The organism is Pseudomonas sp. 01L34, assembly GCF_056400265.1.
On sequence record NZ_JBFTSX010000003.1, the window covers coordinates 217053 to 238907 of the forward strand.

The following is a 21855-nucleotide window of genomic DNA, read 5'->3' on the forward strand; positions in this document are numbered from 1 at the left end:
CTGCGGCCCACCGCACCTTACCGGACGCTCCAAGGACGCCAACATGATTAGTAAAGAAGGCCTTACCCATCACATCTCCCAGCAGTTCAACGCTGAGCTCGAGGAAGTGCGCAGCCACCTCCTGGCCATGGGCGGGCTGGTCGAGAAGCAGGTCAACGACGCGGTCACCGCGCTGATCGAGGCCGATTCCGGCCTGGCCCAGCAAGTGCGCGAGGTCGACGACCAGATCAACCAGATGGAACGCAACATCGACGAAGAATGCCTGCGCATTCTGGCCCGTCGTCAGCCGGCGGCGTCGGACTTGCGTCTGATCATCAGCATCTCCAAATCGGTGATCGACCTCGAGCGTATCGGCGACGAAGCCACCAAGATCGCCCGTCGCGCCATTCAGTTGTGTGAAGAAGGCGAAGCGCCGCGCGGTTATGTCGAGGTTCGCCACATCGGCGACCAGGTGCGCAACATGGTTCGCGATGCCCTGGACGCATTTGCCCGCTTCGACGCCGACCTGGCGCTGTCGGTGGCGCAGTACGACAAGATCATCGACCGCGAATACAAGACCGCGCTGCGCGAACTCGCCACCTACATGATGGAAGATCCACGCTCTATCTCGCGTGTCTTGAGCATTATCTGGGTGCTGCGTTCCCTTGAGCGAATCGGCGACCACGCGCGCAATATCTCGGAACTGGTGATTTACCTGGTGCGCGGCACCGACGTGCGTCACCTGGGCCTCAAGCGCATGAAGGAAGAAGTGGAAGGCACAAGTGCCGAAACCGCTAATGTTCCGGACAAAGCTGACGATAAGTAAGGTTGCCCAAGAAAAAGCGCCCGGCCTCTTGGCCGGGCGTTTTTGTTTGTGTGGCTTTTGAACTGAAAAGCCGAATTGAAAAGCAGCACCCGCGAACGAAAAGTCCCGGCGTGACTGAAGAGTTTTGGCAAAGTGCCATCAGCCAGCGTTATGCTTGCCGGGATTTTTAAAGGGGTGTTGGATGAGCAAGATCAGTGTGTTGGTCGTGGACGATGCGTCGTTCATTCGTGACCTGGTAAAAAAGTGCCTGCGCAACTACTTCCCGGGGATCCGGACCGAAGATGCAGTCAACGGTAAAAAGGCCCAGGCCATGCTGGCCAAGGAAGCGTTCGACCTGGTTCTGTGCGACTGGGAAATGCCGGAAATGTCCGGTCTGGAGTTGCTGACCTGGTGCCGTGAGCAGGACAACCTCAAGACCATGCCGTTCGTGATGGTGACCAGCCGTGGCGATAAAGAAAACGTGGTCCAGGCGATCCAGGCCGGGGTTTCCGGCTACGTCAGCAAGCCATTCACCAACGAGCAGCTGTTGACCAAGGTCAAGCAGGCCCTGAACAAGGTCGGCAAGCTCGATACCTTGATGAACAGCGCGCCGACCAAAATGAACTCGGCGTTCGGCAACGATTCCCTGAGCGCATTGACCGGTGGCAAAGCGGCGGTAGTCGCACCCTCGGCTGCAGCGGTCAACCCGTTTGCCAAACCTGCCGCCGCCGCGCCAGCCCCGGCTGCGGCGCCGTCTCGCGGCCTGCTCAACAATCCACCGGTCAAGGCGCCTGCCTCCGCATCAGCTGGCGGTCGTGGCCAAGGCCAACTGCGCCTGTCGAGCGGCACACAGCAATGCGTGATCAAGGCCTTGAGCATCAAGGAAGCGCTGCTGGTGGTGAAACGCACCGACACCTTGCCGCAAGTCCTCGACAACGCCGTACTCGACCTGGAGCAGGGCGACAATGCCGAAACTGCCCGTCTTAACGGCTACTTGCACGCCATCGTCGCCCACGAGCCGAAGCCGGACAGCGAGTGGCTGCAACTGACGTTCCGCTTTGTCGACCAGGATGCACAGAAGCTCGACTACATCTCCCGCCTGATCGCCCGTGGCACCGCGCAGAAGCACTTCGTACCGGGTGCGTAACGTGTACCGCTGATCGTTCCCACGCTCTGCGTGGGAATACCTCCCCGGACGCTCCACGTCCGCTTCGGATGGGACGCAGAGCGTCCCGTGCTGCATTCCCAGGCAGAGCGTGGGAATGATCATTTGAAACATCTGTCGACTACGCAGGTCCATTTCTGCTGCTAGGCTCCTTCCCAGGCCTACTCAACAGAATTTTGCCCATGCTCGCGCGCCTGCTGTTTTTCTGTGGTCTTTTCATGGCCTCCACCTCGGCTGTGGCCATGACGATCTATAAGTCCACTGATGCCAGTGGCGTGGTCTCTTACAGCGACCGCCCCACCAAAGGCGCGAAGGTGTTCGTTTTTCGCGACCGAATGGTCGAACACCTTGAGCGGCAGGTGTACCTCGACATCAAGAGGCTGAATGGCATGGACAGCGTGTTCGTGCGCAACGACCTGTATGCGCCGGTCGAGATCGAGCTGAGTTTCGACAGACTGCAGAACGTCAGCGGAGCGCCGAGCCGACCGATCCGGCGGGTGATGCCGGCGCGCAGTAACCTTCGTCTGGCCCTGCTCACGCCGACGAAGGCCGGAAGGCCGATCGTGTATAACCCAAGGTTCGCATATTTCCTGGGCGACCCCTCAGGGGCTGCCATGGCCTATCGATATCCGTTGCCCTGGCGTGGCGGTCCGTTTCGGCTGACCCAGGGCCCCAATGGCCAATACAGCCACTACGGACCGAAGAACCGTTACGCGATGGATATCGCCATGCCCGAAGGCACGCCGATCATCGCGGCGCGCGGCGGGGTGGTGGTGAAAACCGAGAATGGCCAGACCGGGCGCGGCAACGATCCATCGGGCAATTTCGTGCGGGTATTGCACGATGACGGGACCATGGGCGTGTACCTGCACCTCAAGAAAGGTTCAGTCTGCGTACGGGAAGGTCAGCGGGTAGTGGTGGGCAGTGCGCTGGCGCTGTCGGGCAACACCGGCAACAGCAGCGGCCCGCACCTGCACTTCGTGGTGCAGCGCAATACCGGGTTGGGTCTGGTGTCCATTCCGTACCAGTTCAATCAACCGGTGGGGGCGTTGCCCAACTTTGCGTTGGGCAGTAGGAGCCGGCTTGCTGGCGATGAACGATAACGCGGTATAACAGAGACACCGCAGCGCTCCTGATCGCCAGCAAGCCGGCTCCTACAAGGGCGTGGCTCAGTCCAGCATCAACACCTTGGCCAATATGATCTTCGGCCCTTTCATCTTTTTGATGATGATCCGCAAACCTTCGACTTCCAGCACTTCTTCCTCTTCGGGCACCCGTTTCAGGGTTTCGTAGACCAGCCCGGCGAGGGTTTCGGCTTCAATGTGGTCCAGGTCGATGCCCAGCAGGCGTTCCACCTTGAACAGCGGCGTATCACCCCGCACCAGCAGCTTGCCCGGCTGATACGCGAGGATCCCGCGTTCAGCCTTGCGGTGTTCGTCCTGAATGTCGCCCACCAGCACTTCCAGCACATCTTCCATGGTCAGGTAGCCGATGATGTTGCCGTCGGCTTCCTCGACCACGGCGAAGTGCGAGCCGCCCTTGCGGAACTGTTCCAGGAGTTGCGACAGCGGCATGTGCCGCGACACGCGCTCCAGCGGCCGGGTCAGTTCGGCGAGGTTGAACGACTCGGGAATATGATCCAGGGCAGCCAGTTCCAGCAGCAGATCCTTGATGTGCAGCAGGCCGACGAACTCCTTGCGCTCGCTGTCGTACACCGGGTAGCGGCTGAACTTGTGGCGACGGAACAACGCCAGGATTTCCTTGAGCGGAGCGTTGAACTCAAGTGTGACCAGGTCTTCCCGGGAATTGGCCCAGTCGACCACTTCCAGTTCGCCCATTTCCACCGCCGAGGCCAGTACGCGCATGCCTTGGTCGCTTGGGTCCTGGCCACGGCTGGAGTGCAGGATCAGTTTCAGTTCTTCGCGGCTGTAATGGTGCTCGTGGTGCGGGCCGGGCTCACCTTGCCCGGCGATGCGCAGGATCTGGTTGGCGCTGGCGTTGAGCAGGTAGATGGCCGGGTACATGGCCCAGTAGAACAAGTACAGCGGCACCGCCGTCCACAGCGACAGCAACTCGGGTTTGCGGATGGCCCAGGATTTTGGTGCCAGCTCACCGACCACGATGTGCAGGTACGAAATGATGAAGAACGCCGTGAAGAACGAAACTGCCTTGACCACTTCAGCGGAATCTACACCCACGGCACTCAACACAGGCTCCAGGAGGTGCGCGAACGCCGGTTCGCCGACCCAGCCCAGACCCAGAGAGGCGAGGGTGATACCCAATTGGCACGCTGACAGGTAAGCATCGAGCTGACTGTGTACGGTGCGCAGGATGTGCCCGCGCCAGCCGTGCTGTTCAGCGATGGCTTCGACCCGGGTCGAGCGCAGTTTGACCATGGCAAACTCTGCCGCAACGAAAAAGCCGTTGAGCAAAACCAGGATCAGAGCAAAAAGAATCATGCCGAAGTCGGCGAATATTGTTGCGAGGGTCAAGCCAGGGGAAGGGTCCATGATGGAGTTTTGCGGGTTCCGTGTATTCAAAAAAGGGGGAAATGCAGTGCCTGAAGGGCAGGCACAAGTCAGCCAATGTAGCGGCTGACTGATCGATTGCCTAGTGGCGAGTGCTAGTCGGTATCAGTCCGCGGCGCTGATCACGCGGGATTTGGTGACCTGGGCCGGCGCAAAATGGCAGGTAAACGTGCTGCCATGCCCCGGCACACTGCTGATTTCCATGCGGGCCCGGTGGCGCAGTAGCACGTGCTTGACGATGGCCAGCCCCAGCCCGGTGCCGCCGGTGTTGGAATTGCGGCTGGAATCGACGCGATAGAAGCGTTCGGTCAGGCGCGGCAGGTGTTTGCTGTCGATGCCGATTCCCGAATCCTGCACGCTCAGGTGTGCACCTTGCTCGTCACCCCACCAGCGAATGCGGATATTGCCTTCGGCCGGGGTGTATTTCACCGCGTTGAACACCAGATTGGAAAACGCACTGCGCAGTTCGGCTTCACTGCCCTTGAGCAGAATCGTCGGGTCGGCTTCCAGGGTGATGCGCTGATTTTTCTGACCCGACAGCTGCTGGGCGTCGCTCTTGATCGATTGCAGCAGGCTATCGATGGACACTGGTTGGTTGTCCGATGGGTAATCGGTGGCTTCCAGTTTAGCCAGCAGCAGCAAATCGTTAAGCAAGGTCTGCATGCGCCCGCCTTGCTGCTGCATTTGCTGCAGGGCACGGGTCCAGCGCGGATTCACGTCCTCGACGTTATCGAGCAGGGTTTCCAGGTAGCCGCAAATCACCGTCAGGGGCGTGCGCAGCTCGTGGGACACGTTGGCGATGAAGTCTTTGCGCATCTGCTCCAGCTGATGGATACGCGTCACGTCGCGCACCAGCATCAAGTGTTCGTTGTTGCCGTAGCGGGTGATGTACAGCTGAATGCGCAGGCGATCGTTGATCGGCGACGGAATCTCCAATGGTTCGGCGTAGTTGTCCTGCTCGAAGTATTCCTTGAAACGCGGATGGCGCACCAGGTTGGTCACCGGCTGGCCGCTGTCCTGAGGAGTCTTGAGGCCGAGCAGGGTTTCGGCGGCGCGGTTCCACCACTCGAGGTTGCCGTCGCTGTCGAGCATGATCACTGCGTCTTTCAGCGCGGCAGTGGATTCCTGGACCCGGTCGATCACCGCTTGCAGGCGCCCGCGTACCCGTTGGTCGCGGCGTTGCAGGTGATAGATGCTGTCGAATACTTCGCCCCACAGGCCATAGCCGTCGGGCGGTGCTTCATCGGGTTGGTGCAGGCGCAGCCATTCGTGCAGGCGCAGCAGCTGTTTGAGGGTCCAGGCCAGGTAAACACCCAGGCCCACGGCGAGACTCCAGCCGTAGTAGCCGGAAATCAGGCCGATCACCAGGCAGGCGGTGACCAGCAACAGCATGTGGCGAATCAGGGTGCCATGCCAGTTTTGGTTCACGGAAAATATGCGTCCTTGTCAGCGAGGCTGGCGGTCTGTTCAGGCCTTGGTGGAAAACCGGTAGCCGGTGCCGCGCACGGTTTGTACCAGATTTTCGTAGGCATCGCCGAGGGCTTTGCGCAGGCGACGGATGTGCACGTCGACAGTGCGCTCTTCGACGTAGACATTGCCGCCCCAGACCTGATCCAGCAACTGGCCGCGGGTGTAGGCGCGTTCCTGGTGGGTCATGAAGAATTGCAGCAAACGGTACTCGGTCGGGCCCATCTCGGCAGGTTTGCCGTCGATGGTCACGCGGTGGCTGATCGGGTCCAGCAGCAGGCCGCCGACTTCGATCGGCGCTTCGCCATCGGTCGGGCCGGCGCGACGCAGCACGGCTTTGAGGCGGGCCACCAGTTCGCGGGGGGAAAACGGTTTGGTGATGTAGTCGTCGGCGCCGACTTCCAGGCCCTGGATCTTGTTGTCCTCTTCGCCCTTGGCGGTAAGCATGATGATCGGGATGTCCCCGGTCAGCTCGTCGCGCTTGAGGCGGCGGGCCAACTCGATGCCGGAAGTGCCGGGCAGCATCCAGTCGAGCAAAATCAGGTCCGGTTTGCGGTCGACGATAATGGCATGGGCCTGCTGGGAGTTCTCCGCCTCCAGGCAGTCATAGCCGGCCATTTCCAACGCAACGGCGATCATTTCGCGAATGGGCGCTTCGTCGTCGACGATCAGAATGCTCCTGCCAACCATGCCTTAATCCTCTTGTCATTTAACTGTCTTGCGCCGCATTAGATAACGGAATTATTGCAGTCGTGTGACAGTATTTTAGCCGGCCTGCGATTGTCGCGATCCTGAACTAAGCTCTAATTCCGAATCCTGACAACCACAAAAGGAAGGTTTCCATGAATCACATTGCTAAATCCTGGAAGGTCCTGCTGGTCACGGCTGCGCTAACGCTGCCGTCCATGGCCTTTGCGGCAGAACCCGCCATGATGAAAGGCGGCATGATGGTCGATCAGAAGGGTATGACCTTGTATACCTTTGACAAGGACAAGGACGGCAAGTCGATGTGCATGGGTGAGTGTGCGAAGAACTGGCCGCCGATGATGGCTCCGATGGATGCCAAGCCCATGGGTGAATGGAAGCCGATCAAGCGTGACGACGGCACAATGCAATGGACTTACGACGGTAAGCCAATGTACACCTACAAAATGGATAGCAAGCCGGGAGACATGAAAGGCGACGGCATGATGAAAATGTGGCACGTGATTGGCGAACACAAGTAAGCGATTTGCCTGCCCTGTAAACAGCCTGTAGCAGCTGGCGAAGCCTGAGTTCGGCAGCTGCTACAGATCAATCGCAGTCAACGTAACGCGTAATCCAGCACAATCCCCACAAAAATCGCCAACCCCGCCCAGTGGTTATGCAAAAACGCCTGGAAGCAACGCATCCGGTCTTTGCTGCGGGTGTACCAGAACTCCCACGCAAAGCAGCCTGCCGCCACCAGCAACCCAAGGTGGAACCAGCCACCGAGATGGAATTTCGAGCCAGCCAGCAACAGGCAGCCCAGCGCCAGGCCTTGCAAGGTCAGAATGATCACCCGGTCGGCATCGCCAAACAGGATCGCGGTGGATTTCACCCCGATCTTCAGGTCATCGTCGCGGTCGGTCATGGCGTAATAGGTGTCGTAGCCCACGGTCCACAGCAAGTTGGCGATCCACAGCAACCAGGCTGTCGCCGGCAGCTCACCGGTCTCGGCGGTGAACGCCATCGGCATGCCCCAGGAGAACGCCGCTCCCAGCACCACTTGCGGGTAATAGGTGTAGCGCTTCATGAACGGATAACTGGACGCCAGGGCCAAACCGCCCAGCGATAGCCAGACAGTCGCCGCGTTGGTGCACAGCACCAGCAAGAAGCTCACGCCCATCAGCACCGCGAAGAACACCAGGGCTTCTTTGGAGCTGATCTTGCCGCTCACCAGCGGCCGCTGCTCGGTGCGTTTCACATGGCCATCGACCTTGCGGTCCGCCCAATCGTTGATCACGCAACCGCCGGCACGGGTCAGTACCACGCCGAGCACGAAAATCACGATATTGGCCAGTGACGGCGAACCTTCACCGGCAATCCACAGTGCCCACAATGTCGGCCACAGCAGCAGGTAAATGCCGATCGGCTTGTCCATGCGGGTCAGCTGAATGAAATCCCAGGCCCGAGGATTCATGCGGTTCAGAGACTTGAGCAGGTTCTGGTACATCAGCAGTTCTCCGGATGCGCGCGGGCGGCGCTCCACAGGGTCGGCAGGAAAACCTCGGCCACCAGCACGCTCAGGGCGCCACGGTCGAAACGCGAGCGCCGGCCCCACAGTTCAGGCGCCTGAGCCTCCATCGGCAACCACGCTTGGGGATAGTGACAAACCTCGATGGCCCGGCGCTGAAACGCCCGATCGCAAAACAGCAGTTCGCCCAGGGAGCGGCTACCCAGCTCATCCATATGCAATCCGTCGCCCTGCAGCGCGCTACGCGCCGCCACGCTGCGGGCAAACACCCAAGCTTCACCGTGGCCGCGCAGATACACCTCGCGCACCCAGCCTTCGCTGCCTTCGGCCAGCTCCAGCGCGGCACATTCGTCGGCGCGCAGCGATTGCCAGCCTTCGAACAGCGGCGTGACGCTGAAACCGTCATTCGACAAACGGGTCAGGCGTCGGGTCAGTGACCCTTCATCGAACAACCAATCGAGCGTAGACGTGTCGGGGCGGGGCATCAGTTGGCTTTGAGAAAGCCAGAGCGGCGTCGGGGAGGGGGCTTTTGAGTGCGGCACAGTGAGTCATTATTGGCAGCAAATGAGGCGGCGAGCTTACCATGTCAGGCGGCGAGTTTGATTGATCCGGCCTGCCGTTGCGCCGAACAGGCTTGCATCTGTCGGGCCCGATCAGTACAAAACGCCCTGAGCCGGACGGCAACGCTTCATCTATCGACCGTTCGCGCCGGCAAAAGCCTGAATCCCGAGGAAGTACCTGAATGAAAAAGTGGCAATGTGTGGTCTGCGGCCTGATCTATAACGAAGCCGAAGGCTGGCCGGACGACGGTATTGCGGCGGGCACACCGTGGCAGGACGTGCCGGAAGACTGGCTGTGCCCGGACTGCGGCGTGGGCAAAATGGATTTTGAAATGATTGAAATCAACTAAGCATCCAAGGAGCTAGGAATGAACGCACCTGTCGTGATCGTCGGCACTGGGCTGGCTGGCTACAACCTGGCCCGGGAGTTTCGCAAACTCGATGGCGAAACCCCGCTGCTGTTGATTACCGCAGATGACGGACGCTCCTACTCCAAGCCGATGCTTTCCACCGGCTTTGGCAAGAATAAAGACGCCGATGGCCTGAGCATGGCCGAACCGGGCGCCATGGCCGAGCAATTGAAAGCCGAAGTGCGCACCCACACGCGCATCAGCGGCATCGATCCGGGCCACAAGCGCCTGTGGATCGGCGAAGAATCAGTGATCTATCGTGACCTGATCCTGGCCTGGGGCGCGGAAACCGTGCGCGTGCCGATCGAAGGCGACGCGGCCGACGCGGTTTTCCCGATCAACGACCTTGAAGACTACGCACGTTTTCGCGCGGCGGCGGCCGGCAAGCGTCGGGTGCTGCTGCTGGGCGCCGGTTTGATTGGCTGCGAATTTGCCAACGACCTGATTCTCGGTGGCTACGAAGTGCAACTGGTTGCTCCCTGCGAACAAGTCATGCCGACCTTGCTCCACCCGGCGGCGGCTGCTGCGGTCCAGGCCGGCCTGGAAAGCCTGGGCGCGCGCTTCCACCTCGGGCCGGTGCTCAATCGCTTGCAGCGAGTGGCGGACGGCCTGGAAGCGTATCTGTCTGACGGCCAGGTCATCCCTTGCGACGTAGTGGTGTCAGCCATCGGTCTGCGTCCGCGCATCGACCTGGCGGCCGCTGCCGGGGTGCAGGTCAATCGTGGCGTGGTGGTTGACCGTCACCTGAAAACCTCTCACGCCAACATCTACGCCCTGGGCGATTGCGCCGAGGTCGATGGGCTGAATCTGTTGTACGTCATGCCCCTCATGAGCTGTGCGAGAGCGCTGGCCCAGACCCTCGCCGGAAACCCTACGGCGGTGAGTTACGGCCCGATGCCGATCACCGTGAAAACCCCGGTCTGCCCATTGGTGGTTTCGCCGCCGCCACGGGGCGCGGAGGGCGTCTGGACGGTCGAAGGGCAGGGCGCGGACATCAAGGTGCTGTGCCGCGACAGCGCCGGCAAATTGCTGGGCTATGCCCTGACCGGCGCGGCGGTGATGGAAAAACTCGCCCTGAACAAAGAACTTCCGGCCCTGTTGGCGTAAATGCCGGTCGTTCTGTCGGAATCACCCCGTTTTTGCCCCCACAAAGGTCGCGGGGAGACTGGCGCCGCTCTTGCGCGCATGCCATCCTCATTCCCGTCTGCCGCAGAGTAGAGCACCTGCGGCGCCTTGGGCGCTGTTCCAACGAGAACAGCACGGACATAACAACAAAAAACCGTCAAAGGGGCTTCACTCATGCGTAAACCAGAACTCGCCGCTGCCATCGCGGAAAAAGCAGATCTCACCAAAGAACAGGCCAATCGCGTTCTCAACGCCGTTCTCGAAGAAATCACCGGCGCTCTGCATCGCAAGGATAGCGTCACGCTGGTGGGCTTCGGCACCTTCCTGCAACGCCATCGCGGTGCCCGCACCGGCAAAAACCCGCAAACCGGTGAGCCGGTGAAGATCAAGGCCAGCAACACTGTTGCGTTCAAGCCAGGCAAATCGTTGAAAGACAGCGTTAATCCGTAACACGCACCGACTTCCCGCACAGCGGGCGAGCGGGATAAAAAATGGGCACGCCAACGAGGTTGGGTGCCCATTTTTTCTGTCTGGCGGATCAGCCGACTCGGCTTTGTTTCCTGGCGAGAATCGCTGCTATTTCCGGCTCATTCAGGTGATCCAGCGCGCGCTCTACCAACAAATGCACCCCGTCGGCCATGCGGCTGAGCGCCAGGGCTACGGAGCGGCGTGAACCGTCCACGTCGTCGGCGAGGTCGGCGGCGATGGCGCTGATGGACAAGATATCTTCCGAGGCATTGGCGAGGAGGGCTTCAGTGTTGATGCCCGGGCAGACGCTGAAGAGCTGGCCTTTGCGTTTCGGTGGCTTTGGTTCGGCTGGCGGGAAGTGGTGGTCGAGGGCGCGTTCGGCGGCATCGTTGAGTTTTTTTGAATCAGGGCTTTCGTATGGGGAGACCGGATCGGTGTCCGGTGGGTTAGGTGTAACTTTGAACATGATCTTCAATTCCATGAGTGATGCTGACACCCCTTCGCCGACTAAACGAAGGGGTGGCGGCTGTACGCAGGTTAGTCGGACCGGGGAATTGAAGAAGCCGGCGCACCCAAAGGTGCCCTACGCACAGCCACCATCAAAATGCAGGTAGCAAGTACCTGTCTGACGGACGCATGTACAACTTCAATTACCAGCGGGCGACTAAACCCGACCACTGACGATCAGTGACACGAATTAAGTTACCGACCGACCCCAAAGCGCACAAGCCGGCGGATTCTGGCGTAGCCGTAGGCAACGACGCAAGGTGTTGTAGCTTTCACGACGTTACCTACAAGGCTTTTAAACAAGCACTGTCAGGCATTGGCGTGGGACCGACTGGAATACCATTTTTGATCGGGATTGGGGTTGCCTACGTAATCGTCAGGTAGAAAGCATTAGTACTTCCTTGTTGATTTGGCGACTGACCGGATGGCGAGAGAACATGATGAGTGCGAGCTGGAAAAATGGGCACGCCGACTGGGTCGGGTGCCCATTTTTGTTGGACGCAGAGATGAACTTCTAACGAAGACCCTCCACCAGTCTCTGGTCTTTTTCTCCGCCCCAAGGATCGCCCAACAGGGACTTGGCTGGTGCTTTGCCGCTCCACCTTTCTACTGCATTATCTCTGGATCCGGAGCCGGAATGACCACACTCGCCCAACTGGCTGTACGTTTGCGTTGTGTCAGAGCACGCAATGCTGCTGTGTCGGGTTCGCCTTTTTTCTTGAATTTGACAGGCACCAAAACATAGAGCATCACCTTTTCATCGTCGGGGATGATCTCTTTTTCAGTTTTCGTATCCCAGGCTTTATCCACGGCCACGAAAGCATCCACTTCGTCTGGCCAGGCCAGGTTGGCATACATGGCATCGGAACGACGAATCAAGAAGCCTTCCGACAAGGGGCCATTATCGAACGTGTGGCGAGCGAGCAGAGACAGCAACTCAACCGGAAAAACCCAAGGACTGTGGGGGGGAAAACCATGCTGCGTAAGAGGCCAGTCGCCAGGTAAGCATACGAATAATTCGGTATGAGGATTTTTGGCAAAAAGTCCGATGGTAAAGAGTAACTTGAACTTGCTTTTGCCATCAATACAGCTGATACGCAGCTCCAGCCCCCCTTCATTAGTGATGGGACTCAGTTGCGCGGGTAGAACCCAGCCAGCGGTGTTGTGCACGAAAGTGACTATAGAACCACCAAATTCCTCAGGCTGGCTTTCAACGTCCATGATACTGACCGCCCCGGATTTTCTTAAGGTGGACGCAATCTCTGTAAATCCCCAGGTGTTGGCGATGTCCAATGGCGCAGTATTCAGCCTGGTGTGCAGTCGATTGATGTTGGCATGGTGTTCTACAAGAAGATTGACGACGTCCTGATGCCCAAAGGTAATCGCGTCAATCAGCGGGGTGGTTATGCTGTTAGGCCACCCATCCACCAAAGCACCGGCCTCAAGAAACCATTGGCATGTTTGTAAGTGTCCATTGCCAGCGGCTGCGGCAAGTGGCGTGCTATTGCCGGAACTGGCGGCAGGCTGGTCCAGCGCAATACCTAAAGACACCAATAAGCGGCAAATTTCGGTTTGCCCCTGTTCAGCGGCCATGTGCAGCAGGGTTTCATGCCCATCAAGACCATACATGGGCAAGTGCAATAGAACGGAATTTTTCTCTAGGCACTTTTTTAGTGAGGCTGCATTTCCCGACGCGATGTCTGCGTGAATGGCTAATAAAGTTTTAATGTTCTTTTCATAAATTTCTTCTGGGTTGTTCATTTAAAAAATACCTTTTGTCATTTGAGCACCCATGTTTTTCAATGCGTTTTGGACACTGGCCAGCCCGCCGACGTCTGCTTTCTGTAGTATTTCATAGACTTTTTTGGCGCTGGCTATCGAGTGATTCCCTCCACCATTTTGGGCCCAGGTGAAGTTGCGCGGGTCGTTGTTTAGGCCAATTTTGTGTTTGGCCAGAATTTTTTGCGAGTCGGTAATGTACTTTTGATTTTGAGCTTTCCAGCTTTTCGGAGCTTTTTCGCGGACGATATGATGGTAATGCGGCTTTACCATACCCTTAGGTGCAGGCCCCATCGCTCTCTTCTGTGAGGCGCTGAGTCGACAAACTTCCCACCCCCACGGATCCACCCACCCAATCGGATTCGGTGCGTATTGATAGAGGTTGAATCCCCCCGCCAACCCAATCGGATCCGGCGTAGTAAACCGCCCCACATCCGGATCATAAAACCTGAACGTATTGAAATGCAGCCCCGTCTCCAGGTACTGCCCCTGAAACCTCAGGTGTCGGCCCTAGAGCCCTCGGCCATGGTCAGGCTTTTTTCTCTAAATAGAACTTCAGATATTTTTTTAATATTTCTTGAAAGGCTCGTGCCTTACCGAAGCTATAAGCATCGTCAAAGTATTTATAAGCCTGTGAATAATCTTTCAGTTCAAAGTAGACCATTCCCAAGTTGATCAACGGACCTGTATCGATATCTGACTCTCGGCCATCCAGGGTCTTTTGTGCCCAATCTTTAGCGGCCTCGAAGTCACCGTTGTCGAAGTGCAGGTTGAAAAAAGAACCTGTGACCCATGACGACAAAGGTGTCCATTCTAGTTTTGGCTCAGGAAGCAAGTCCCATGCTTTTTGGTACAAGGCCTGGGCTTCATTTTTTTTGTTTTGCTCATCGAGCTCATTGCCCGAGGCCATAATGGCCATTATCTCATCTGCCAGCGTGGGGTTTTTATCTGCCAAGTTCTTCATATGATAGTTCTGTATTTATGGTAGACGTGACCACGCTGCCGTTTTCATTGCGCACTTCGATCAACCGACTCTCGGCGTCGTAACCGAAACGCTGCACGCCCCGTTTAGTACTGCGTTCTTCGATCATCCGGCCTAACGAGTCATAGCGGTAACGTTTGTCCTGATAGGTCAGCAGTTTGTTGTGCACCACCAGCCCAGAGCCGCCCCTAAAAATGTCGATCATCATGGGGGCCAGAAGCCTAGGCCTGATTTTTATAAGGGACAAATGTGCGGTTGGCGATATAGAAACCCAAGCCTTTGTTGCTTTTGAATTTTTTCTCGATCATAGAATCGGCCAACTGCTGAGAGATCAGAAGGTCTCCTGACTCTGGCTCACGAGCGATTCCGCGCATGCCGGCAGCATCGTCCAGGAACCAGGTTTTAGTGAAATAGATGATCGATCCGTCATCATCCCGTTCAGCGGCAGATTGCCCTTGATCTATCGCGTTGACGGTATTGATTGCATTCACTATGAAAAAAGCTTCGTCGACCTCTTCCCCGTCTGCAATGACGACAGCAGGTTGAATGAGCTGAATGTCCTGAGCAGATTGATTGGTGAGAAAATTCGCAAGTCGCTCAGTGACTAGTGGGACTCCCCCAAGTAGCCATAGGCAGTCATACGCAAGCAGCTTTTTTTTCTTGCACGGAAAATAGACCTTTGGCTTGTCCATATTCAATGGATAGGGTTTTCCCGCCAACAATGACAGGTAGTCAAAATTCGAACCGGCGGTTTCATAAGAACCGCTTTCGATGTCATACGAGCCGATCAGTTGTTCGCTGTAATAGGTAGGGGCTTTCCAACTTAAGATCATGCTTGATTTTCCTAATCGTAATAAGCGCCGGGACGGGCATTTTTGTTCAGTTGCCTCTCGCCGGAACGGAGTAGTTTGCGCTCATCGGAAACTATTTTATCCAGGGCCTTGCGATATTGCGCCTGATTCCAGTTGTTCCGCTTGCCAGCTTGTTCTGCTTGTGTCATTCGTCCGGCCAGGTTGTCGTTGACTCTACCGGCGTGACGTCCCTCATGAATTGATCGGCGTCCATCGGCCATGGCGGTGGCCTTGTTGGGTAGGAAAATTTTATTTTGTCTGCTTTGCAGGTCAAATCCAGCCAACTTCAGCAGCGGATGATTTTTGGTACTGGCGTGTTTGTCACTCAGAATGTGATGGTCCTGATAGCCCTGCTTCTTCAGCTTGTTGATTCGTTTGTTAATGGATGACGAGCAACTCCATCCCAGCGGGTCTACCCAGCCGAGTGGGTTGGCCGCATACAAGTAGAGATTGATCCCTCCCGCCAACCCAATCGGATCCGGTGTCGTAAACCGCCCCACATCCGGATCATAAAACCTGAACGTATTGAAATGCAGCCCCGTCTCCCGGTCCAGGTACTGTCCCTGAAACCGCAGATTCTGCTCCTCAATGTAATACGGCTCGCGCACCTCTTCTAACGTGTTGCCCCACACCCGATAACTCGCCTGCCAGACGTTGTGGCCGTCTGCTTCGGTGAGTTGTTCCGGCAGGCCGTTGAGGTCGTTGTGGTAGTAGCGGATTTTTTGCAGCGGGCCGGTGCCGTCGACACGGGCCAGGGGTTCGTAACCTTCGTCTTCGTAGAGGTAGAGGCTGGTCTGTTGATGGCGATGTTCCTGCAACAGGCGCAGGCCGTCCCACGTGAAGCGGGTTTCGCCGAGGGGGTAGCCGTTGGTGTCGTGTACGGTTTTTTCGATGCGCCGGCCCAGTGGGTCGTAGGTCATTCTGACCACGCTGCCGTTTTCATTGCGCACTTCAATCAACCGGCTTTCGGCGTCGTAACCGAAGCGCTGCAGGCCTCGTTTAGCGCTGCGTTTTTCGATCATCCGGCCAAAGGCGTCGTAGCGATAACGCTTGTCCTGGTAGGTCAGCAGTTTGTTGTGCACCACCAGCCCGGCGCCGGGTTGTGGGCCGTCCAGCAGGTTGGCGGCGGCGTCGTAGGCGAAGGTTTCGCGCTGGCCGTGCAGGCTGTCCTGGCTGGCGATGATGCGGCCGGTGGCGTCGTAGTGCAGCAGTTGGCGGTGTTGCGCGGCGGGTTGCTGGTCGAGTTTGCCGATCAGGTTGTCGGCGGGGTCGTACTCGAAATGTTTCTGCACCGCTGCCGGCATCAGTGATGGCTGGCTGCTGTGTCGACGTTGGCGTGAGCGTAAGCGCCCGCTGCGGTCGTATTCGCTGCGGGTGCTGATCTGGCCTTGGGTGCGCAGCACTTCGCGGTGCAGGCGGTCGCGTTCGAAGTCGCTGATGACCTGGCCGTCGAGGTTGATCTGGTGCAGGTGGCCGCTGCCGTAGTACAGGCGATTGAGCCAGCGGCCGTCGGGCAGTTGGGTCTGGATCAGGTTGCCGAGTTCGTCATAGTGATATTGCAGGCTGCCAGCCGCGCTTTGTTCTTCGAGCAATTGACCGAGGGCATCGTAGGCGAAGCTCAGGGTTTGTGCGTTGCCCTGGTGGTCGGTGAAGGTGACGGCGGTGAGCTGGTCCAGTGGGTCGTAGGAGTAGTCGGTGCGGCCATCGTCGGTGACTTTGGCGATCAGCCGGCCGACGGCGTCGCGTTCCAGTCGGTGAACGATGGGAGCGGGGGGCGACTCGGGGACGACGGCCAGGCCGTTGCCGTAAGGCGCCGGAACAGCCGTGACCGCCGCGACGTTATCCAGCAGGTCATAGGTGTAGCGCTTGGCGCTGCCATCCAGATCCTGTTGTTCAATCAGTCGATCCCCAGCATCCCAGGCAAACCGATAACACTCGCCATTTTCGTTGGTCAGCGCCTGCAGCCGCCCATAGCGGTCGTACCCAAACTGCACCTGCCGGCCGTGGGCGTCGGTGCGTTGGCGGACCTGGCCGCGACGGTTGTGTTGGTAGAGCGTGGTGTGCCCGGCCGGGTCGGTATAGCCGGTCAACTGGCCGCTGACGTCGCGCTGATACTGCTCGGTGCGACCGTCCGGCAACTGGCTGCTGAGCAACCGCCCCTGGGCGTCGTAGCTGAACTGGGTGCGTTCGCCGAGGGCATCGGTGATGGTTTGCAGATAGCCCCGGTGGTCGTAGCTGAACCGCGTCGGGTAACCCGAGCAATCGATGTGTTCGACCAGTTGGCCGAACGGGCTCCAGCGCAGTCTTTTGCTTTTGCCGGTGGCGTCGATGATCTCGACGACCTGGCCTTGGGTGTCGTAGCGGTAGCGGGTGACATGGTCCAGCGGATCGGTTTCGGCGATGCAGTTGCCTCGCTGATCGTAGCGATATTGCCAGCTGTTGCCGGCGGCATCGGTTTCCACCAGCGGCAAGGCCCAGTGCTCGAGCCATAAGGTCGAGTCGCTGCGGCCCAGCGGGTCGGTTTCGCCGATCAGGTTGCCGGCGTCGTCGTAGCTGTATTCGTAGCGCCCGCTCTGTGGATCGGTGGCGCTGAGCAGTTGGCGTTCGTCGTTCCATTCGAACTGCCAGGTCTGGCCGAGGTTGTCGGTGTACTCGGTGATCTGGTGCTGGGTGTTCCAGCGGCGTGTACTGACGCGCTGTGAGCCATCGGTGATGCGCGTGACACCGGCCACGAGGTCATAGTCGAACTGGTAAGTGTCGCCTTCGTCGGTCCAGTGCCCGACCACGCGCCATTCTTGGTCTTCGATCAAGGCCCATTCATAGAAGCATCGCAGCCCCGTAGGCAACTGATGCTCGACCATCCGCCGCCCGGCGTCGTAGGCGAAGCGCCGTTGCACCTGGCCGGTGGCGTCGCGCACTTCGGCCAGGTTGCCCATTGCGTCGTAACCGTAGCTGACGAGTATTTCGCGGTGTTGGTCGGGGTATAGGCGTTCCACCCGAGCCACGCGACCGCCTTCTTGAATCAGCTCGACCTGCACCAGATCGAAAGTATCCCGCAGGCGCGCCAACCGTCCGGTTTCGTCATAGTCGAGGTGGATACGGTTGTCATTGCGGTCGCCCAATTGATCAAGGCGCAGCAGTGCTGTATTGCCCGGCGTCGGATTGAACAAGCGGTACATGCCGTCATCGCTTTCAATCAACAGTTGTCCATTAACGTGCCGCCGAACACTCAGCCCTTCACCCGCGCTGAACACCGCACCGCCCAAGGGGATCGACCCCATATCGATGCGCCGGGCCTGCTCATCGGTGTACACCAGCGTTTCCCCGCCCTCCGGGTGAGGCAGGATTTCAACGCACACCTCGTAGGACACGCTCCAACCCGCGCCGAACAAGCTGTCGCGGCGTTCGTCGCGGCTGTTGTAGAAGCGCTGCCAATCGATCGGCAAGATGCCCGGCAACACGAAATCCAGCTCTTCATCGCCCCCCAGCACCTTGGCCCCGGTGGCGGCATGCACCGGGTTCGACGAACCCATGGCGGCGTTGGCCATGGCGCCCATGGCGCTGCTGACAGCCATCGACGTCGCGCCGCCGATCAGCATGCACGGCAGTTTGCTGAAGAACTTGCCCTTGCCGCCCTTGAGCATCAGCAACGCGGTGACCGCCAGCCCCACGCCCGGGGTCTTGCCGCTGCGGATCTCACGCACTACCACCGAACCGCCACCAATGGTCACGTTCGATGAGATCAGCCCGGACGATACGACCTTGGCGTCGCAGGTGGTGCGGTCGCCGCTGCGCACGGCGGGCTGGCCGTTGATGGTGACTTTGTCCGAGCCCTCGGCCAGAAACTGCGGCGGCATCGGCGGATGCTTCATGCAGGTGACCAGGTCCAGCGGCTTGGGTACGGCGCCGGGCGCCGGGGTGGCGACGGTAGGGCGCCACATCTGCGAGAAGAAGCTCTCGGCCATGTCCAGATAGCTGGGCTCGGCTTCGGGCTCGGGTGTCTCCAGCTCGGTGCCGGCCGGCGCGACATGGGACGGAATCGCCCCGGCGGCCCGGGCGGCGGGCATGTTGTTGGTCAGGGTGTTGGTGGAACCGGTGAGAATCGTCGCCTGCACTGTGGGCGGAAACAGCGAATTGCTAAAACTCTCGCACAGGTTGCTCAAGCCTTTGTCGGCCCCGGTCTTGCTCATGGCGAGGCCGACGATGGTACCCACCACCGCGCCCAGCAGGAAGCAGCCGAGGCCGCCGGTGGCGACGGTGATGCCCGTGGCCGCCACCACGGCAGCCGTCGCCACTGCGGTGATCGCGATGTTGGCCGCCACCTCCAGCACGCCGCCAAGAATGTCGGCCATCATCGAGGTGTGGTCGAGTGCATCGCCCAGGCGGGCGGCCCAGAGTGCGTCAGACATGCAGGGTGCTCATCAGGCCGGAACGTCGAACAACAGCGAACTCTTGATGGTTGCCCAATGCGCGGCTTCGGCATCGCCGAGTTTTTCCGCCTTCACGTAGCTCAGGGCGAGCATTTTACGGGTGCCGGGCAATACCAGCGCCAATTGATACTGGAAAACTTTGTCGTTGCCCTTGTTGAACTGGCTGCGCAACTCGATGCCTTCGACCTCCTGGCTGGCGCCCAGGCGCACGGCGACGCCCGGCTGAAAACGCAAGTCCTGCACTTGTTTTTCCAGGCGCTTGAGCTGGTCGTCGAAGTTGCTTTGCAGGGTTTCGCCCTCGGCCAGCAAGCTGCGGCTGACAATCAGCGAGGTGCCCAGTTCGGGGAACTTGAGGATGTTGATCGTCGCGTCTTGCAGCTCGCCTGCCGGCAGCTGGAACTGGAACTCATTGATGCGGTAAGTCATGGCGCTTGAATCTCGTGGTTAGCCCTTGGGCTTGGGGAATGCGGCATTGATATTGGCGTCGATGCTGGCCTTGACGCCCTGGCCGTCAGGCGTGGCGCCAGGGCCGCCGCCGTTGTTCAGGTGCAGCACGCCGCCAGTGTTGATCTCGGCGTCACCGCTGGCATAGAAGCTTATTTGCACGCCGGTCAGGTTGATCTGGCCGCTGGCATTGAGCTCCAGGATGCTTTCGCCGCATACCAGCCGCAGGTTTTCGCCCACTTCGATGACGTAGCTCTGGCTGATGCTGTCGGTCTTGCGCTGGCCCACCGACAGAATGTCTTCCTGCTTGACGATGCGCAGCCGGTTGTTGCCGATGGTCACCGTCTCGTTATGCCCGATGCTTTTGTTGCGGTCGTGGCCCACCGAGTGGCTTTCATCCACCTCGACCACGATGTCCTGATTGCGCTCGGCATGGATGTACAACTGCTCGGCGCCTTTTTTGTCTTCCATGCGGATTTCGTTGAAATTGGCCGGCGAGCCGCCCTTGCTCGAACGGCTTTTCATACCGCTCTGGGTAGCGTTTTCCGGCAAGTCGTAGGGCACGGTCTGCTCGGCGTTGTAGACGCGACCGGTGATGATCGGCCGGTCCGGGTCGCCTTCGAGGAAGCTGACGATCACTTCCTGGCCGATCCGCGGGATCTGCATCGAGCCCCAGTTTTTTCCGGCCCAGGATTGCGACACGCGTATCCAGCACGAACTGTTTTCGTTGGACTGGTCGTGCCGGTCCCAATAGAAATGCACTTTCACCCGGCCGAATTGGTCGGTCCAGATTTCCTCACCCTTGGGGCCGACCACCAATGCGGTCTGCGGGCCTTTGACGATTGGGCGGTGGGTGTTGGGCAGGGGGCGATAGCTTTGTTGTGCATCAATGCAGGTCAGGCTGCTTTCGAACTGCGCCGAGGCCGCGCCACCGCTGGTTTCCAGGCTTTCCTGGTCAATGTGGTAGCGGGCGCCGACGATCAGGTATTCGCGGTTCTGGTCCTGGCGGCTGAAGCCGGTGAGGCTGAACAAATGACCCGACCCCAGGCCTCGGGCGTTGCCGGCCAGCTCGACCTGTTCGTGCAGGGTCTGCAAGGCTTCGATGCGGGTACGTGCGTAGTGTTCGCCGTCTTCGCTTTGCACATAGGTGCCGGGGTAGTCGTACAGCGGATAATCGCCGGCGGTGTGCGGACGAGGCATGGCCGAGCGAACGTCAATCCGCGCGCCAGGGCGCTGGAAGTCATAGTCGTTGAGTTCCAGCGAGCCCGGCTGGACTTGCTGGGCCAGGTGCCAGTCGTGGATGTGATCGCGTTCGCGCTGCTGTTCATTCTTGGGGTAGTAGGGCACCGAGGCATAGCCGGGCACGTTGGCATGGGCGCCGTAGGCATCGGCCAGCACAAGCACATGACGACCCTGTTCATGGCGGAAGAAGTAGTAGATTCCTTCCTGTTCCATCAGGCGGCTGACGAAGTCGAAGCTGGTTTCGCGATACTGCACGCAGTATTCCCACTCGCGATAGGGCCGGCTCAGGGTATCTTCGAAATCCGAGAAACCCAGGTCACGAAACACCTGCTTGATGATCTGCGGAATGGTCAGGTTCTGGAAAATCCGGCAATCGGACGTGCGGGTCAACAGCCATAGCCAGGGCCGCAGCGTGACCTGGTAACTGGCGAACTGGCCCTGGTCGACGTTCTGGCTGCAACGGGCAACGATGCCATGGAAATGACGCTCGCCACCGCCGTCCAGTTGCAGGCTCAGGCACATGGGTTTGCCGAGCAACTGGTTGAGGTCGATGGCGTTGTCCAGCGAGTGCAGCTGCAACTCATAGTTGAACAGCCGCCCCAGCTCTTCGCCGCCGCCCATGTCCTTGAGCAACAGCACCTCAGGTCCCAGCGGGCTGGTGATCTTTGCCAGGCGTGAGGCTTGATTGAATAACATGGTTGTCCTTATCGCTGCCGCAATCCTTTTGACGCTGCCGAAGATTGCAGCTTTTTGACTTTAAAGATCAAGAGATTGCAACCTTCGGCAGCTCGTACAGAGGAGCGTGATCGCCTGGGGCGGTAACGCTGAAGCCATAATGTAGTTCGTTAGTTGAGGGAGAGGAACCAGGTTCTTGATTGTTGCCAGGCATTACCTGAAT

At 58.9% G+C, this 21855-nt stretch carries 21 protein-coding genes and 1 pseudogene; 7 read left to right on the plus strand and 15 right to left on the minus strand.

The window, feature by feature from the left end; all coding sequences use genetic code 11:
• The first annotated feature begins 43 nt into the window (after nucleotides 1–43).
• From phoU to AC1DQM_RS09535, 3 genes are all read left to right on the plus strand, one after another.
• Nucleotides 44–805: a phosphate signaling complex protein PhoU gene (gene phoU / locus AC1DQM_RS09525; protein WP_007934507.1), complete on the plus strand. Its 762-nt coding sequence runs from the start codon at nucleotides 44–46 to the stop codon at nucleotides 803–805.
• 181 nt (nucleotides 806–986) lie between these two features.
• Nucleotides 987–1931, plus strand: a complete 945-nt coding sequence (locus AC1DQM_RS09530) for a response regulator (RefSeq protein ID WP_086945212.1) — start codon at nucleotides 987–989, stop codon at nucleotides 1929–1931.
• A gap of 200 nt (nucleotides 1932–2131) precedes the next feature.
• On the plus strand, nucleotides 2132–3052 hold the full coding sequence (locus tag AC1DQM_RS09535) for a peptidoglycan DD-metalloendopeptidase family protein (protein ID WP_018927394.1): 921 nt from the start codon (nucleotides 2132–2134) through the stop codon (nucleotides 3050–3052).
• Between the two features lie 66 nt (nucleotides 3053–3118).
• Here the strand turns inward: AC1DQM_RS09535 and AC1DQM_RS09540 are convergent, their stop codons facing one another.
• The 3 genes from AC1DQM_RS09540 to phoB form a co-directional block, all read right to left on the minus strand.
• Nucleotides 3119–4459: a hemolysin family protein gene (locus AC1DQM_RS09540; RefSeq protein ID WP_477746077.1), complete on the minus strand. Its 1341-nt coding sequence runs from the start codon at nucleotides 4457–4459 to the stop codon at nucleotides 3119–3121.
• A gap of 123 nt (nucleotides 4460–4582) precedes the next feature.
• Nucleotides 4583–5869 (minus strand): phosphate regulon sensor histidine kinase PhoR, encoded by a 1287-nt coding sequence (phoR, locus tag AC1DQM_RS09545; protein ID WP_218585017.1) that lies wholly within the window; start codon nucleotides 5867–5869, stop codon nucleotides 4583–4585.
• 75 nt (nucleotides 5870–5944) lie between these two features.
• Nucleotides 5945–6634, minus strand: a complete 690-nt coding sequence (gene phoB, locus AC1DQM_RS09550) for a phosphate regulon transcriptional regulator PhoB (protein WP_007896474.1) — start codon at nucleotides 6632–6634, stop codon at nucleotides 5945–5947.
• A 152-nt stretch (nucleotides 6635–6786) separates the two neighbouring features.
• On the opposite strand from phoB, the gene AC1DQM_RS09555 reads away from it, so the two are divergent.
• A complete protein-coding gene (locus AC1DQM_RS09555; RefSeq protein ID WP_305410565.1) occupies nucleotides 6787–7170 on the plus strand; it encodes a COG4315 family predicted lipoprotein in 384 nt (127 codons plus the stop codon).
• Between the two features lie 77 nt (nucleotides 7171–7247).
• On the opposite strand, the gene ubiA is transcribed toward AC1DQM_RS09555, so the two are convergent.
• Together ubiA and AC1DQM_RS09565 are read right to left on the minus strand one after the other, a co-directional pair.
• On the minus strand, nucleotides 7248–8138 hold the full coding sequence (ubiA, locus tag AC1DQM_RS09560) for a 4-hydroxybenzoate octaprenyltransferase (protein WP_477746078.1): 891 nt from the start codon (nucleotides 8136–8138) through the stop codon (nucleotides 7248–7250).
• On the minus strand, nucleotides 8138–8701 hold the full coding sequence (locus AC1DQM_RS09565; protein ID WP_064621149.1) for a chorismate--pyruvate lyase family protein: 564 nt from the start codon (nucleotides 8699–8701) through the stop codon (nucleotides 8138–8140). Before AC1DQM_RS09565 ends, ubiA begins: the two co-directional genes overlap by 1 nt.
• A gap of 200 nt (nucleotides 8702–8901) precedes the next feature.
• On the opposite strand from AC1DQM_RS09565, the gene AC1DQM_RS09570 reads away from it, so the two are divergent.
• The 3 genes from AC1DQM_RS09570 (at nucleotide 8902) to AC1DQM_RS09580 (ending at nucleotide 10704) form a co-directional block, all read left to right on the plus strand.
• On the plus strand, nucleotides 8902–9069 hold the full coding sequence (locus AC1DQM_RS09570; protein ID WP_007896465.1) for a rubredoxin: 168 nt from the start codon (nucleotides 8902–8904) through the stop codon (nucleotides 9067–9069).
• An 18-nt stretch (nucleotides 9070–9087) separates the two neighbouring features.
• Nucleotides 9088–10236, plus strand: a complete 1149-nt coding sequence (locus tag AC1DQM_RS09575) for an NAD(P)/FAD-dependent oxidoreductase (protein WP_477746079.1) — start codon at nucleotides 9088–9090, stop codon at nucleotides 10234–10236.
• A 192-nt stretch (nucleotides 10237–10428) separates the two neighbouring features.
• Nucleotides 10429–10704 (plus strand): HU family DNA-binding protein, encoded by a 276-nt coding sequence (locus AC1DQM_RS09580; protein WP_003213368.1) that lies wholly within the window; start codon nucleotides 10429–10431, stop codon nucleotides 10702–10704.
• A gap of 88 nt (nucleotides 10705–10792) precedes the next feature.
• On the opposite strand, the gene AC1DQM_RS09585 is transcribed toward AC1DQM_RS09580, so the two are convergent.
• The 10 genes and pseudogenes from AC1DQM_RS09585 to AC1DQM_RS09630 form a co-directional block, all read right to left on the minus strand.
• Complete coding sequence (locus AC1DQM_RS09585) at nucleotides 10793–11188, minus strand: DUF6124 family protein (RefSeq protein ID WP_026286521.1); 396 nt, start codon at nucleotides 11186–11188, stop codon at nucleotides 10793–10795.
• 647 nt (nucleotides 11189–11835) lie between these two features.
• Nucleotides 11836–12990 carry an ankyrin repeat domain-containing protein gene (locus AC1DQM_RS09590; protein ID WP_111453072.1) on the minus strand — a complete coding sequence of 385 codons (1155 nt, stop codon included), beginning with the start codon at nucleotides 12988–12990 and terminating at the stop codon, nucleotides 11836–11838.
• A complete protein-coding gene (locus AC1DQM_RS09595; protein ID WP_256597036.1) occupies nucleotides 12991–13302 on the minus strand; it encodes a hypothetical protein in 312 nt (103 codons plus the stop codon).
• Nucleotides 13303–13329: 27 nt separating this feature from the next.
• A pseudogene (locus AC1DQM_RS09600) lies at nucleotides 13330–13515 on the minus strand (RHS repeat-associated core domain-containing protein); the annotation flags it as partial.
• A 22-nt stretch (nucleotides 13516–13537) separates the two neighbouring features.
• Nucleotides 13538–13972, minus strand: coding sequence for a tetratricopeptide repeat protein (locus AC1DQM_RS09605; protein ID WP_111453071.1), 435 nt, complete (start codon nucleotides 13970–13972; stop codon nucleotides 13538–13540).
• On the minus strand, nucleotides 13953–14198 hold the full coding sequence (locus AC1DQM_RS09610; RefSeq protein ID WP_111453070.1) for an RHS repeat domain-containing protein: 246 nt from the start codon (nucleotides 14196–14198) through the stop codon (nucleotides 13953–13955). The genes AC1DQM_RS09605 and AC1DQM_RS09610 overlap by 20 nt, the downstream gene beginning before the upstream one ends.
• Before the next feature lie 13 nt (nucleotides 14199–14211).
• Nucleotides 14212–14823, minus strand: coding sequence for an imm11 family protein (locus AC1DQM_RS09615; protein ID WP_111453069.1), 612 nt, complete (start codon nucleotides 14821–14823; stop codon nucleotides 14212–14214).
• 11 nt (nucleotides 14824–14834) lie between these two features.
• A complete protein-coding gene (locus tag AC1DQM_RS09620; RefSeq protein WP_477746080.1) occupies nucleotides 14835–19250 on the minus strand; it encodes an RHS repeat-associated core domain-containing protein in 4416 nt (1471 codons plus the stop codon).
• A gap of 12 nt (nucleotides 19251–19262) precedes the next feature.
• On the minus strand, nucleotides 19263–19697 hold the full coding sequence (locus AC1DQM_RS09625) for a DcrB-related protein (RefSeq protein ID WP_052967849.1): 435 nt from the start codon (nucleotides 19695–19697) through the stop codon (nucleotides 19263–19265).
• Nucleotides 19698–19715: 18 nt separating this feature from the next.
• Complete coding sequence (locus tag AC1DQM_RS09630) at nucleotides 19716–21653, minus strand: type VI secretion system Vgr family protein (RefSeq protein WP_477746081.1); 1938 nt, start codon at nucleotides 21651–21653, stop codon at nucleotides 19716–19718.
• Nucleotides 21654–21855: the final 202 nt, after the last annotated feature.